This is a genomic window from Arthrobacter sp. P2b (assembly GCF_900168295.1).
In the GTDB taxonomy this organism is placed as follows: Bacteria; Actinomycetota; Actinomycetes; order Actinomycetales; family Micrococcaceae; genus Arthrobacter.
On sequence record NZ_FVZL01000001.1, the window covers coordinates 633918 to 647252 of the forward strand.

A 13335-nucleotide genomic window follows, 5' to 3' on the forward strand; every position below is an offset into this window, starting at 1 on the left:
GTTCCTGCAAGGCTTTTAGGCGTGCTCCCCCGCCCGGCGGATGATGGCCTCGGCGTGCTTCAGGATGGGCCCGTCGATCATCTTTCCCTCGTGCTGGAAAACACCGGAACCGGCGGTCCGGGCAGCCTGCAGCAGGGCTGAGGCCGCGGCCACGTCCGCCTCGGAAGGAGCGTAGGCGCCCCGCACCACCGCGGCCTGGCTGGGGTGGATGCAGGCTTTGGAACCGAAGCCCGACGCAACGGCATCGGCCGCTTCCGCCGCCAAACCTGTGAGATCCGGGATGTTGACATACACGGCATCCACCGCTTCCTTGCCGAAAGCGCGGGCAGCCAGGAGGACCGATGACCGGGCATGCAGCGCCACAGCCCGGTAGCCGCCGTCGTCCCCGCGGCTGGACGTACCGCCCAGGGTTGCCAGCAGGTCCTCGGCTCCCCACATCAGCGCAACCACGTTGGGGGCGGCGGCAATGGCCGGCGCATTCAGGATGCCGAGGGCAGTCTCACAGAGTGCGATGACCTGGTAGGCCTCAAGCGCTTTCAACTGCTCGGCACTTTCCGCCTTTGCCAGCATGACCGTGCGGTAGGGCGTGTGCGCCAGGGAGTGCAGATCCTTTTCGAATTCCTCCGTCCCGGCCGGGTTCACCCTGATGATGGTCCGGCTGGGATCCAGTTCCGGGACGTCGCCGGTGGCCCCCACCTGGGCAAGGATGGCACCCCGGGCGCGCTGCTTGTCGGCAGGGGCAACGGCGTCTTCGAGGTCCAGGATGACGGCATCGGCGCGGGTGGCGGCCTTCTGGTAGCGTTCCGGCCGGTCAGCAGGGCAAAAGAGCAGGGCAGGGCCCATCACAAAGGTCATACCGGCATTGTCTCCTGTTCGTTACCGGGCTGCCTGGTATGTGCGTCCCGGGTCCACATCAGGCAGCTTCGGGTTGCGAGCGCCACCACGGCGCCGTCCTGGTTCCGGCCGGTGTGCTGCATGGTGACGACCCCCTGGCCCGGCCGTGATTGCGAGAGCCGCTTCCCGGCGATCACGGTCTCCGTATAGAGGGTGTCCCCGTGGTACAGCGGGTGCGGGAAGGACACGTCGGTCAGGCCCAGCTGGGCGATGATGGTCCCCTGCGTTAACTGGGTGACGGACTGGCCCACCACCGTGGAAAGCGTGAACATGGAATTGACCAGCCGCTGGCCAAACGGCTGGCCGGCGCTCCAGGCGGCGTCGAGGTGCAGGGCCTGCGTGTTCATGGTGAGGGTGGTGAACAGGACGTTGTCCGCCTCCGTGACCGTCCGGCCGGGACGGTGCGCGTAAACCACCCCTTCTTCCAGTTCATCGAAGTACAGCCCGCGCTGCTCGATGACGCGCGGGGCGCCGGAGGCAGAGCCCGTGGCAGGGCTCGTTGAAGCCTCGTTCCCGGTCATACCGTGAGTTCCTGGTCTTCTTCGAACAGCTCGGCGCCGGTGGCTGCAGCGACGTCCTCCGCGGAGACGTTGGGTGCCAGTTCGCGCAGCACCAGGCGCGATCCCGAGGTGTCCTTGACGACGTCGATGACGGCGAGGTCCGTGATGATCCGGTCCACGCACCCCTTGCCGGTCAGCGGGAGCGAGCACTCCTGGACGATTTTGGGCCTGCCGCTGCGGTCCACGTGCTCCATCATCACGATGACTTTCTTGGCGCCGAACACCAGGTCCATGGCCCCGCCCATGCCCTTGACCATCTTGCCCGGGATCATCCAGTTGGCCAGGTCGCCGTTTGCTGCCACCTCCATGGCTCCCAGGACGGCAACGTCCACGTGGCCGCCCCGGATCATCCCGAAGGACGATGCAGAGTCAAAGAATGCTGCGCCCTTGTTGACGGTGACGGTTTCCTTGCCGGCATTGATCAGGTCGGGGTCCACGGCATCCTCCGCCGGATAAGGGCCGACGCCGAGGATTCCGTTTTCGGAGTGCAGCACCACTTCCACACCGGCGGGAATGTAGTTGGGGATCAGCGTGGGCATCCCGATTCCGAGGTTTACGTACTGGCCATTGCTGAGCTCCATGGCCACCCGGGCGGCCAGTTCGTTGCGCGTCCAGCCTTTGGTTTCGGCTTCGCCTGCCGCATCGCCGGTGGCGGCGTGCTGCTGGGAGGGTGCGCGGCGGTACTCGGGGCGGACGCCTTCGGGCCGCGGAGCGTAGGGGCTGTTCGGATCCATGGCTAAGCTCCTGCCTGCTGGTTGCTGCCGGGTCCCTGCACGGAACCTCCGCCGGACGGGGCCGCCAGCGCCACGGTCCGCTTTTCAATGCGTTTCTCGGCGTTGGAAGCCAGGACTACGCGCTGCACGAAAATGCCGGGGGTGTGGATGTGTTCCGGGTCCAGTTCTCCCGGCTCCACCAGTTCCTCCACCTCGGCGATGGTGATGCGGCCGGCCATGGCGCAGAGCGGGTTGAAGTTCATGGCCGTTGCGTGGAAGACGAGGTTGCCGTGCCGGTCGCCCTTCCAGGCGTGGACCAGCCCGAAGTCCGGCGTCAAGGCCTCCTCCAGCACGTAGTCAACCCCGGCGAAGGAGCGCACCTCCTTCGGTTCCGATGCCACCGCGATCCCGCCGTCAGCGTCGTACTTTTGCGGCAGGCCGCCGTCGGAAACCTGGGTGCCCACTCCCGCCTTGGTGAAGAAGGCAGGGATCCCGGCGCCGCCGGCGCGCAGTTTCTCCGCGAGGGTGCCCTGGGGCGTGAGGACCACTTCCAGCTCCCCGGCCAGGTATTGCCGGGCGAACTCTTTGTTCTCGCCCACGTAGGAGCTGATGGTGCGGCGGATGCGCCCGTCCCGGAGCAGGATGCCCAACCCCCAGTCGTCCACACCGCAGTTGTTGCTGACCGTTTCCAGTCCGGAGGTGCCGGCACGGTGCAGGGCGTCGATGAGGGTGACCGGAATTCCGCAGAGTCCGAACCCGCCCACGGCCAGGGAGGCGCCGTCCGGGATGTCCGCCACTGCTTCGTCGGCGCTGGCAACAACCTTGTTGATCATCGTTGGTCCTTTCAAGGGTCTCGACAGGCTCGACCACCGGGACAGGCTGGACCGCCGGACGGCTCTACCGCCCAGCGGACCCGCTAGAGTCCCAGTTCGCGGGCGATCAGCATCAGCTGGACCTCCGTGGTGCCCTCCCCCACTTCAAGGATCTTGGAGTCGCGGTAGTGGCGTGCCACGGTGAACTCGTTGATGAAGCCATAGCCGCCGAATACCTGGGTGGCATCCCGCGCGTTGTCCATGGCCGCCTCGCCTGCGACCATCTTAGCGATGGCCGCCTGCGTCTTGAACGGCTTTCCGGCGAGCATCCGGGCGGCTGCATCGTAGTAGGCCAGGCGGGCGGTGTGGGCCCTGGCTTCCATGCGGGCGATCTTGAAGGAGATGGCCTGGTACTTGCCGATCTCCTGGCCGAAGGCCCTGCGCTCCTTGGCATATTTGACGGACAGGTCCGCGCATCCCTGGGCGGCGCCGGTGGCGAGGGCTGCGATGGCGATGCGGCCCTCGTCCAGGATGGAGAGGAAGTTGGCGTAGCCGCGGCCTTCGGCACCCAGCAGGTTTTCTTCCGGGACGCGGACGTCCTTCAGCGTGAGCGGGTGGGTGTCAGAGGCGTTCCAGCCCACTTTGTTGTAGGGCTTTTCCGCCTTGAAGCCGGGCGTGTCGGTGGGCACCAGGATGGTGGAGATCTCTTTCTGCAGGCTGCCGTCCGGACGCTCCTTCTGTCCGGTGACTGCGGTCACCGTGACCAGCCGGGTGATGTCCGTCCCGGAGTTGGTGATGAACTCCTTGTTGCCGTTGATCACCCATTGGCCACCCTCGCGCCGGGCGTGGGTCTTGGTGCCGCCGGCATCTGACCCGGCTTCGGGTTCCGTCAGCCCGAAGCCCGCGAGCGCCTGGCCGGACGCCAGCATGGGGAGCCATTCCTCCTTCTGGGCGTCCGTGCCGAAGCGGTACACGGGCATGGCGCCCAGGGAGACGCCGGCTTCCAGGGTGATGGCGACGGACTGGTCCACCCGGCCCAGCTGTTCCAGTGCCAGGGCGAGGGCGAAGTAGTCCCCGCCCATTCCGCCGAACTCCTCCGGGAAGGGCAGGCCGAACAGGCCCATCTCCGCCATCTGCTTCACGACTTCGTAGGGGAAGCTGTGCTCCTCGTCGTGCTTGGCCGATACCGGGGCCACCACGGTGTCCGCGAAGTCGCGGACGGTGTCGCTGAGGTCCTGGTATTCCTCGCTGAGTTCAAAACCTGCCATGTCTAGGCTCCTTTGCCATTCGTCAAACTGTCTTGTGGCTGTTCCGGGGCAGCGGTTGGATGGATGGTGGCCAGGATCTGGTCCGCCTTCACCAGGTCGCCGGGCCGGGCGGTGAGGTGCACCGTCCCGGCCAGCGGTGCCAGGAGCTGGTGTTCCATCTTCATGGCCTCCACCGAAGCCAGGACCTGGCCGGCTTCCACGGCGTCACCATCGGCCACCGGGACGGACACCACCGTGCCGGGCATCGGTGAACGCACGGCCGGGTCCGCGGATCCTTCCTCCCGCTGGATCGCCGCCAGGACCCGTTCGAGCCGCGCCTCACGGCTCAGCACCTCCAGCCGGCAGGACCAGCCTTCGTTGCCGAGGAACAGCTCCAAGGGGGCGTCCGACGGCGGGGTCCCCGGCTCCCTTTCGCGGGGTTCCGCAGTGCCGTGTTCCGGGAAGGATGGCCCTGGGTGGAGTGGCCCCGGGTAGACCGGAGCCAGCGCATACTCGTGGACGTCGCCGTCGAGGGCCAGCTCCGCGTGGCCTCGCCGTGAAAAGCGAAGAGAGGCTGTGCGGCGGGCACCGCCGTCGACCGCCACGATGATGTCTCCCGCGGCGGGGCTGCCGCTGACCGCAACGGTGGCCACGCCGCCGTCGGGCGTTCCCAGGCTCACCCGCCGGGGAGCGGGAGCTCCCAGACGCCAGCCATTACCCGCGTGCCAGGGACCGGCCGCCTGTGGTGCCCGGTCACCGGCTTGGACAACGAAGAGGGCCGCGGCCACCAGCTCGGCCTCATCGACGCGGCGGAAAGCAAAGCCAGGCAGCTTCCGCTCGATGAGGCCGGTGTCCAGGTGGCCGTTCCGGACATCGGGATCGTTGATCAGGAGCCGGAGGTACTCCACATTGGTGTCCAGGCCCAGCGCGGTGTAGCCGGCGAGCGCCCCGTCCAGGGTGTCCAGTGCGGCTGCCCGGTCCGCACCCCAGGCGATGACCTTGCCCATCATCGGGTCGTAGCTCGACGACAGCTGCAGCCCTTCGACCAGTGACGAATCCACCCGGATCCGTCCCTCCCCTCCGTCCGGCAACTCGTCAAGCAGGTAAACCCGCCCGGTGGACGGCAGGAAGTTCTTTTCCGGCACTTCGGCGTACACACGCGCCTCCACGGCGTGGCCTTCCAGGACAACGTCGGCCTGCCGGACGGTCAGTTCCTCACCCGCGGCGATCCGGACCTGCCATTCAACGAGGTCGACGCCCGTGACCATCTCCGTGACCGGGTGCTCAACCTGCAGGCGGGTGTTCATTTCCATGAAGAAGAACTCGTCCGGGGCGTCATCGGATACCAGGAACTCCACTGTTCCGGCGCCGCTGTAGTTCACGCTGCGGGCGGCGTTGCAGGCGGCCTCGCCGATGCGGGCCCGGACTTCCGGCCCGTTGGGCAGGCTTTCCAGCAAGGGCGACGGGGCTTCTTCGATCACTTTCTGGTGCCGCCGCTGCAGGGAGCATTCGCGTTCGCCAAGGTGGATGACGTTGCCGTGGTTGTCCGCCAATACCTGGACCTCAATATGCCGCGGGGTGGTCACCAGCCGTTCCAGGAACAGGGTGTCGTCACCGAACGCGCTGGCCGCCACCCGCCGGGCAGTGGCAAGGACTCCGGGAAGGTCCTCCTGGGTTTCCACCGCGTGCATGCCCTTGCCGCCGCCTCCCGCGGAGGGCTTGATCAGGAGCGGAAATCCGACGGCGGCGGCAGCCTCCACCAGGTCAGCGTCCGTCATGCCCGGGCGTGCTACGCCGGGAACCACCGGGACGCCGTAGCCCGCCACGTGGTTTTTGGAGCGGATCTTGTCCCCCATGATGTTCAGGGCTTCCACGCCTGGCCCGATGAACGTGATGCCGGCCTTTTCCAGGGCGCGGGCAAACTCCACGTTCTCGCTCAGGAAGCCGTAGCCCGGGTGCACAGCCTCGGCGCCGGTCTGCCGGCAGGCCCCGATGACCGCCTCGATGTTCAGGTAGCTCTCGGCGGCGGCCGCCGGGCCGATCCGCACGGCCGAGTCAGCTTCGCGGACGTGCCGGGCGCCGGCGTCGGCATCGCTGTACACGGCCACCGAGCGGATGCCCAGGGCGCGGAGGGTCCTGATGACGCGGCACGCGATTTCGCCGCGGTTTGCCACCAGGACCGTGCCGAACAACGGTTGGCGGGCGGCGGCCGTGCCGGGTGCGGTGATGCTCGTCGTTGAGTGCAGGGTCATGGCTGGCTCACATCCGGAAGAGGCCGAAAGAGGTTTCCGGCAAGGGGGTGCGGGAGACGACGTCCAGTGCCAGGCCCAGGACGGTGCGGGTATCCGCGGGGTCGATGACGCCGTCGTCCCAGAGCCGGGCCGTGGAGTAGTACGGGCTGCCCTGGTCCTCGTATTGCCGGCGGATGGGGGCCTTGAACTCTTCTTCATCCCGGGCTGACCATTCCTCGCCGGCCGCTTCGTACTGGTCCCGCTTCACAGTTGCCAGCACGCTTGCCGCCTGGTTGCCGCCCATCACCGAGATCCGGGCTGCCGGCCACATCCAGAGGAAGCGCGGCGAATAGGCGCGGCCGCACATGGAGTAGTTGCCGGCGCCGAAGGAACCACCGATCACCACCGTCAGCTTCGGGACCCTGGCGGTGGCCACGGCCGTGACCATTTTTGCCCCGTTCTTGGCGATGCCGCCCTGCTCCGCGTCCCTGCCCACCATGAAGCCCGAGATGTTCTGCAGGAACACCAGGGGGATGCCGCGCTGGTCGCACAGCTCGATGAAGTGTGCGCCTTTGAGGGACGACTCGCTGAACAGCACGCCGTTGTTGGCCACGATGCCCACCGGATGGCCGTGGAGGCGGGCGAAGCCGGTGACCAGGGTGGTGCCGTAGTCCTTCTTGAACTCGTGGAACCTGCTGCCGTCAACCAACCTGGCGATGACCTCATGGACGTCATAGGGGGCGTTGACGTCCGTGGGGACAGCGCCGTACAGCTCCTCCGTGTGTGCGGCAGGCCCGACGGCGGGTTCCACGTCCCACGCGGGGGCCGCCGGTCTGGGCAGCGTGGCCACGATGTCGCGGATGATCTGCAGGGCGTGGTGGTCGTTTTCCGCCAAATGGTCGGTCACCCCCGAGATCCGCGAATGCACGTCCCCGCCGCCGAGCTCCTCGGCCGTGACAATTTCGCCGATGGCGGCCTTCACCAGCGGCGGGCCGCCCAGGAAGATGGTGCCCTGGTTGCGCACGATGACGGTTTCATCGCTCATGGCCGGGACGTAGGCGCCGCCGGCAGTGCAGGAGCCCATCACCGCGGCGATCTGCGGGATTTTTGCCGCTGAGAGGCGCGCCTGGTTGTAGAAGATGCGGCCGAAGTGGTCTTTGTCCGGAAAAACCTCGTCCTGCTTGGGCAGGAATGCACCGCCCGAATCAACCAGGTAGATGCACGGCAGCCGGTTCTCGAGTGCGACTTCCTGGGCCCGCAGGTGCTTCTTGACGGTCATCGGATAGTAGGTGCCGCCTTTGACCGTGGCGTCGTTGGAGATGACCAGGACATGGCGTCCGTGCACCAGGCCAATGCCGGCGATGACCCCCGCGCCGGGAGCTTCGTCGTTGTACATCCCGGTGGCGGCGAGGGGTGCAATTTCGAGGAAGGGGCTACCGTCATCCAGCAGCTGGTCGATGCGCTCGCGGGGCAGGAGTTTTCCCCGTGCCACGTGGCGTTCCCGGGACTTCTGGGGACCCCCCAGGGCGGCGTCCGCCAACCGTTTCCGCAGGTCCTCCGCCAGCTGGAGCTGGGCTTCGCGGTTGGCACCGAACGCCTCGTTGGTGGGGTCCAGCAGGCTGACAAGGGTCTCCATCGACGGGTCCATTCCTGTGCAAACCAGGCCGGCAGGAGCCAACTCGGTTAGTGACCAATAACTGAAATTCAGGTTAGTCTCTATTAACTGTGATGTCCAACACAGAGGTGCCTTGCTAGAATCTGCGGGTCCGAGGAGGAAATGTGCGCAGCACCGACGCAACGCAGACCAGCGAACGCACGCCGGCCCAGCAGAGCAGTACGACCCAGCACGGCGATACAGCCCAGCAGGGCAATGCAGCCCAGCAGGGCAGTGCAACCCAGCAGGGCAATGCAGCCCAGCACCGCAGTTCAACCCAGCGCAGCAAGGCGAAGGAGAACCGCCGCCAGGCGCTGCTGACCGCCGCCGCCTCCCTGTTTGCCGTGAACGGCTTCAACCGGGTGTCGCTGGAGGACCTGGGAGCAGCAGCAGGCGTCAGCGGCCCGGCCGTGTACCGTCACTTTCCCGGCAAGCAGGCGGTCCTGGCGGATCTGCTGGTGACGGTCAGCGAGGAGCTGCTGGACGGCGGCCGCAAAGTGGTGGAGGACAGCCCGGACCCCCTGACCGCCCTGCGGCAGCTGGTGGAGTTCCAGGTGGATTTTGCCTTGGGCAAGCCGGACGTGATCCGGGTCCAGGACCGGGATTTCAGCAACCTCTCCGAGCAGGACCAGGCCGCGGTGCGGGCCCTCCAGCGCAGCTATGTGGAGGTGTGGGTGGACGTGCTCGCCAGGCTGCACCCCGGCACCGATACCTCGGAGCTCCGGATGCGCGCGCACGCCACCTTTGGCCTCATCAATTCCACGCCGCATTCCGTGCGCAGCCACGGCCGCAGGATCGCGGCCGCGGCTGCCCGGCCGCTGCTTGAGGGGATGGCGCTGGCGGCCCTCACGGTCGACAACCCGGCGGCCGTGTAGCCGCTGGCCCGCGTCCCGTATTTAGACCATGGCCAGGACCATGCCGGGTTCGGCCAGGATGGCCCCGACGTCGGCCAGGAATCTCGATCCCTGTTCGCCGTCCACCAGCCGGTGGTCGAAGGACAGGCTGAGTGTCATGATCTGCCGCAGGGCCACCTCGCCACGGTATTCCCACGGCATGGTCCGCACGGCGCCGATGGCAAGGATGGCCGCTTCCCCCGGGTTGAGGATGGGTGTCCCGGCGTCGATGCCGAAGACGCCGATATTCGTGATCGAAACAGTTCCCCCGGAGAGGTCCGCCGGAGTGGTCTTTCCCGCACGGGCAGTTTCGGTGAGGGCCGTCAACGCTTCAGCCAGCTGCGCAAGGGACATTGCATCGGCATCCTTGATGTTCGGCACCATCAGTCCGCGCGGCGTGGCTGCCGCAATGCCCAGATTCACGTAGTTGAAGGTGACGATCTCCTGGTTCGCTTCATCCCAGCGGGCATTCAGGGCGGGATTGCGCCGTAGGGCGATGAGCACTGCCTTCGCCGCGAGGGTCAGGGGCGTCAGCTTCAAGGCCGAGAATTCCCGGCTGCCCTTCAGCCTGGCAAGGAGCTCCATGCTCGGAGTGACGTCAACGGTGAGGAACTCCGTGACGTGCGGGGCGGTGAAGGCACTTTCCACCATCGCTGCGGCCGTGAATTTCCGGACACCCTTGATGGGGGTCCGGGTTTCCCGCTCCCCCGCTCCGGTTTCCCGGCTGTCCGGAACCGGCTGGTCGGCGCCCGGCGCTTCTGTCGGCGTGCCCTCAAGGTAGGACTGAACGTCCTCCCGGGTGATGAGACCGGACGGGCCAGTGCCGGTGACTGCCGCCAGGTCCACGCCGAGATCCTTGGCCAGCTTGCGCACCGGCGGAGTGGAGCGGGGCCGCTCACCCGGCGTCGTTTCGGCAAACCGGGTTTCGACAGGCTGGGTTTCGACAGGCGTGGTTTCGACAGGCTCAACCACCGACATGGTTTGGATACGCTCAACCACCGGGGCGGCGAAGTTCCGGGGCCGGCGGGTGGGGCGTCCGGAGCTTTCGACGACGGCGCCGTACCCCACCAGGTTCGGTTGCCTCTTAGGCGCCTCCCCTTCCTCCGCCTCCCGCACCCCGGCGGCAGTGTCACCTGACGCGGAAGGTGGCGTGCCGGCGTCGTCCGTCACTTCAAACGACACGATCGGTTTGCCCACCTCGACGATGGTTCCGGGCTGTTCGTGGAGCTCCTTGATGACTCCGGCGAACGGTGACGGCAGTTCCACCACTGCCTTGGCGGTTTCGACCTCGGCGATCACCTGGTTCAGGGTGACAGTGTCGCCCACTCCCACCTTCCAGCTGAGGATCTCGGACTCGGTGAGTCCTTCGCCCAGGTCCGGGAGCCGGAATTCCTTGATCATGGTGACGCTCATCCTTCCAGCCCGCTGAGGGAGTTGGGCCTGCCGAGGGCCCGGTCCACTCCGTCGAGGATGCGGTCCAGGCCGGGCAGGTGGTGCATCTCCAGCTTGGAATAGGGGTACGGAATGTCGAAGCCGGTGACCCGGACCGGTGCAGCTTCCAGGTGGTAGAAGCAGCGCTCCGTGATGCTTGCCGCCACCTCTGCCCCGAGTCCGCCTGATTGACCGGCTTCGTGGGTGATGACCAAGCGGCCGGTGCGCCGGACCGAGCCGACAACCGTGTCGTAATCGACGGGGGCCAGCGAGCGCAGGTCGATGACCTGGATGGAGATTCCCTCGTCCGCGGCGGCTGCAGCGGCGTCAAGGGCAGTTTTGACCAGGGGCCCATAGGCGACAAGGGTGACGTCGGTGCCTTCGGTGAGGACCCGCGCCTGATCCATGGGTGCTGCGCTGCGGAAGTCAACGGCATCATCCACGTCCGCTTTGTCGTGGTAGCGGCGCTTGGGTTCGAAGTAGATGACGGGGTCATCGCAGGAGATGGCCTGCTGGATCACGGTGCAGGCGTCCTGCGGGTTGGAAACGGTCACCACGCGCAGGCCAGAGGTGTGCGTGAAGTACGCTTCCGGTGATTCGGAATGGTGCTCGGGCGAGCCGATGCCCCCGCCGAACGGGACCCTGATGGTGATGGGCATCTTCACCGCTCCCCGCGTACGGTAGTGCAGCTTGGCTACCTGGCTGACGATCTGGTCGAACGCCGGGTAAATAAAGCCGTCAAACTGGATTTCCACCACGGGCCGGTAACCCCGGTATGCGAGGCCGACGGCGGTCCCCACGATGGCGGATTCGGCGAGCGGGGTATCCACCACGCGGTGTTTCCCGAAGTCCTTCTGCAGCCCGTCCGTCACCCGGAAGACACCCCCGAGGGTACCGATGTCCTCGCCGAGGAGGACCACCTTGGGATCGTTTTCGAGGGATTTGCGCAAGCCCGCGTTGATGGCACGGGCAAAGGTCATCTGGGTCATCAGCGTGCACCTTCTTCAGAAGTGGCCCCGGCGGGATCACCGAAGGAGGCCAGGTAACGGGCGTAGTGCTCCTGCTGCCGGTCCAGCCAGGAGTTGGGTGTGCTGTACACGTGCTTGAAGACGTCCAGCGGCCGCGGGTCCGGCATGGTGGTACAGCCGTTGCGCATCTCACGGGCCACGGCGTCGGCCTTGTCCTTAACCTGCTGCTGCAGCTCGTCGGTGAGCAGGCCCTTCCGGTCCAGCAGGGCCGCCGCCCGGCTGATCGGGTCCTTTGCCGCCCAGTCCTCAAGCTCGTTCGGGTCCCGGTACCGGGTTGGGTCGTCGGCCGTGGTGTGCGGTCCCATCCGGTAGCTGACAGCTTCAATGAACGTGGGACCGCCCCCGCGGCGTGCCCGGTCAAGGGCAACGCGGGTCGCAGCCATCACGGCCAGGACATCGTTGCCGTCCACGCGCATGCTGGGGATTCCGAAGCCGGTGGCCCTGTCCGCGAGCTGGATGTGTGACTGGAGCCGCACGGGCTCGGAAATGGCCCAATGGTTGTTCGTGCAGAAGAATACGACCGGAACCTGGAAGCTGGCGGCAAACACCATGGCCTCGTTGACGTCGCCCTCGCTGGTTGCGCCATCCCCGAAATAGGTGACGGCTACGGAGTCGGCGCCGTCGTTCTGGATGCCCATGGCATAGCCGGTAGCGTGCAGGGTCTGGGCGCCGATGATGATCTGCGGAGTGGCCATGTTAACCGCGTAGGGATCCCACCCCGCTGATGCGTTGCCGCGCCAGACGCGGACCAGGTCCGTCAGATCCACGCCCCGGCAGTACGCCACCCCGTTTTCCCGGTAGCTGGAGAACACGAAGTCGTCGGGGCGCAAGGACCGGCCCGAACCGATCTGCGCCGCCTCCTGGCCAAGCAGCGGGGGCCAGAGCGCGAGTTCACCCTGCCGCTGCAGGGCCGTGGCCTCGACGTCGATGCGCCGGATGACGCTCATATCCTCGAACAGCGAGCACAGCTGTTCGTCCGTGATGTCCCTAACCCAGAAATCGAATTCCGGATGGCTGACCCGTTCCCCGGAAGGAGTGATCAGCTGGACCAGCCCATGGGCAGGTCCGTGGGTACCCTGGGCGCTGTTGTGGGCCTTTGTACCGCCCTGGCCCGTTCCGTCTGTAGACACGATAGCCCGCAACCTTCTCACGTCGTTGACCTGCAGCGTTGGAACTTGTGGTCCCCTGATCCGCAGGCCTCCCGGGCGCCGTTGCCCCGGATATTGTGACCCTACTCACAATGCTCAGGAGGTACAACCACTGCGGCACCGACTGAGCACAATGCTCTGTTTGGCGGCGCAGGACCGTGCTAGCGTTGCGCATTATGCAAGCTTTGGATGGCACCGACACCCGCCTCCTTTCGGCCCTGGCACAGGACCCCCGCAGAACGGTGGTGGCACTCGCCCAGAAGCTTGGCCTGTCCCGGAACACGGTGCAGGCCCGGATGTCCCAGCTGGAGAAAAAGCACGTCTTCCTGTCCTTTGAACGGCGCATCAATCCGGCCTCGCTGGGTTATCCGCTGATGGCGTTCATCTCCTTGCATGTCCAGCAGCAGAAACTCACCCGGCTGGCCACGGAACTGGCCGATATCCCGGAAATCCTGGAAGGCTACGGCCTCACCGGATCCGCCGACCTGCTGCTGCGGGTGGTGGCACTGGACGCCGAAGACCTGTTCCGCATCAACGGGAAAATCCTCGCGTGCGACGGCGTGGACCGGACAGACACCGCGCTGGCCATGGGTGAACTCATCCCCTTCCGGGTGCAGCCCCTCCTGGACCGGGGTTCAGAGCGCAGCTAGCGGTGGCATGAATTACGACGGCGGGCGGCTGGTTTGGAGTACGGCGCCGGCGGCCCGGGTTATAGGCTGGTCCA

General features: G+C 66.6%; 12 protein-coding genes. 2 read left to right on the forward strand and 10 right to left on the reverse strand.

Annotated features, from left to right (window positions below; translation table 11 throughout):
• Positions 1–15: 15 nt before the first annotated feature.
• The 7 genes from B5520_RS02860 to B5520_RS02890 all read right to left on the reverse strand — a co-directional run bounded on the left by B5520_RS02860 (position 16) and on the right by B5520_RS02890 (position 8093).
• Positions 16–855, reverse strand: a complete 840-nt coding sequence (locus B5520_RS02860; protein WP_079595525.1) for an HpcH/HpaI aldolase/citrate lyase family protein — start codon at positions 853–855, stop codon at positions 16–18.
• Positions 852–1415 (reverse strand): MaoC family dehydratase, encoded by a 564-nt coding sequence (locus B5520_RS02865; RefSeq protein WP_079595527.1) that lies wholly within the window; start codon positions 1413–1415, stop codon positions 852–854. Before B5520_RS02865 ends, B5520_RS02860 begins: the two co-directional genes overlap by 4 nt.
• The gene (locus B5520_RS02870; RefSeq protein ID WP_079595528.1) at positions 1412–2188 is read right to left on the reverse strand and encodes a CoA transferase subunit B; all 777 of its coding nucleotides are present in this window, start codon (positions 2186–2188) and stop codon (positions 1412–1414) included. Before B5520_RS02870 ends, B5520_RS02865 begins: the two co-directional genes overlap by 4 nt.
• Positions 2189–2190: 2 nt before the next feature.
• The gene (locus tag B5520_RS02875; RefSeq protein WP_079595529.1) at positions 2191–3000 is read right to left on the reverse strand and encodes a CoA transferase subunit A; all 810 of its coding nucleotides are present in this window, start codon (positions 2998–3000) and stop codon (positions 2191–2193) included.
• Positions 3001–3083: 83 nt separating this feature from the next.
• Complete coding sequence (locus tag B5520_RS02880) at positions 3084–4247, reverse strand: acyl-CoA dehydrogenase family protein (protein WP_079595530.1); 1164 nt, start codon at positions 4245–4247, stop codon at positions 3084–3086.
• Between the two features lie 2 nt (positions 4248–4249).
• Positions 4250–6478, reverse strand: coding sequence for an acetyl/propionyl/methylcrotonyl-CoA carboxylase subunit alpha (locus tag B5520_RS02885; RefSeq protein WP_079595531.1), 2229 nt, complete (start codon positions 6476–6478; stop codon positions 4250–4252).
• Positions 6479–6485: 7 nt separating this feature from the next.
• Positions 6486–8093 (reverse strand): carboxyl transferase domain-containing protein, encoded by a 1608-nt coding sequence (locus B5520_RS02890; protein ID WP_079595532.1) that lies wholly within the window; start codon positions 8091–8093, stop codon positions 6486–6488.
• 143 nt (positions 8094–8236) lie between these two features.
• Here B5520_RS02890 and B5520_RS02895 point away from each other — a divergent pair, with 143 nt between their 5' ends.
• A complete protein-coding gene (locus B5520_RS02895) occupies positions 8237–8986 on the forward strand; it encodes an SACE_7040 family transcriptional regulator (protein ID WP_079595533.1) in 750 nt (249 codons plus the stop codon).
• A gap of 21 nt (positions 8987–9007) precedes the next feature.
• On the opposite strand, the gene B5520_RS02900 is transcribed toward B5520_RS02895, so the two are convergent.
• From B5520_RS02900 to pdhA, 3 genes are read right to left on the reverse strand one after another with little or no spacing between them, the layout of a single operon-like run.
• Entirely contained in the window at positions 9008–10405 is a 1398-nt protein-coding gene (locus B5520_RS02900; protein WP_254865446.1) for a dihydrolipoamide acetyltransferase family protein, read from the reverse strand.
• Between the two features lie 8 nt (positions 10406–10413).
• The gene (locus B5520_RS02905; protein ID WP_079595536.1) at positions 10414–11424 is read right to left on the reverse strand and encodes an alpha-ketoacid dehydrogenase subunit beta; all 1011 of its coding nucleotides are present in this window, start codon (positions 11422–11424) and stop codon (positions 10414–10416) included.
• Positions 11424–12593 (reverse strand): pyruvate dehydrogenase (acetyl-transferring) E1 component subunit alpha, encoded by a 1170-nt coding sequence (gene pdhA / locus B5520_RS02910; protein ID WP_079595537.1) that lies wholly within the window; start codon positions 12591–12593, stop codon positions 11424–11426. Before pdhA ends, B5520_RS02905 begins: the two co-directional genes overlap by 1 nt.
• Positions 12594–12787: 194 nt before the next feature.
• On the opposite strand from pdhA, the gene B5520_RS02915 reads away from it, so the two are divergent.
• Positions 12788–13261 (forward strand): Lrp/AsnC family transcriptional regulator, encoded by a 474-nt coding sequence (locus tag B5520_RS02915; RefSeq protein WP_079595538.1) that lies wholly within the window; start codon positions 12788–12790, stop codon positions 13259–13261.
• Positions 13262–13335: the final 74 nt, after the last annotated feature.